The organism is Vibrio sp. 10N.222.46.A1, assembly GCF_041473595.1.
Classification (GTDB): Bacteria; Pseudomonadota; Gammaproteobacteria; order Enterobacterales; family Vibrionaceae; genus Vibrio; species Vibrio tasmaniensis_A.
In genome coordinates this window covers 1-694 of record NZ_JBFRSN010000759.1, presented here as the reverse complement: position 1 = coordinate 694, position 694 = coordinate 1, and the positions used below count along the sequence as shown (strand labels likewise).

Below are 694 nucleotides of genomic sequence, written 5' to 3'. Positions count from 1 at the left end.
ATCGAAGGGGTAAGCCCAAAATATGTAAAACATGAATAGCGAAACTAGAATGGGCAGCAATACGTTTTGTAGAACGCCATAAACTAAAGTAAATATAAAGTTTCCCCAACCGAGTAATCTAGGGGTTAGACCTTCATTGTGTTTCCTTAAAAACAGAAATAATAAGTCTCCATCCCATCTTAGCCTTTGTTGTACCAACCCTTTCAGTGTATTGGGTACATCAGTATGGCCCACAGCTTTGGGTGTAAAAGCGAGTTTATTGTTTGGATGTCTTTTCTTGTACTGTTTGAGCCTCATCGTTAAGTCGAGATCTTCAGCAGTATGGGTATCCCACCCTCCAACTTGCTTCAGAGTGTTCTTTCGAAAGGCACCAAATGCTCCTGATATATTATTGAGAACACCCCAGTTGGATAGCCCCGTCTTACCAGCTTGCATTGATAACATATATTCAAGAGACTGCATTCGCGTAAGCAAATTTTCTTGCCAGTTTCTAACGCGTAAAGCACCTCCAGAAGCAATCACATTCTTATCAGTAAATTGCTTCATCATTTGTAACGCCATGTCGTTATCAAAAGAAGTATCACCATCAACATTAATAACAAAATCGCCGGTAGCGTTATCTAAACCAGCATTTAACGTTGATACGCGACCTCCTCTTTGCCACTTAGGAATGACACGAACATCTCTGTTTCTT

At 40.3% G+C, this 694-nt stretch carries 1 protein-coding gene; it reads right to left on the bottom strand.

What is annotated here, in order from left to right:
• Positions 1-694: glycosyltransferase family 2 protein (locus tag AB4496_RS19705; RefSeq protein ID WP_372131690.1), on the bottom strand; the 694-nt coding region annotated here is incomplete at both ends.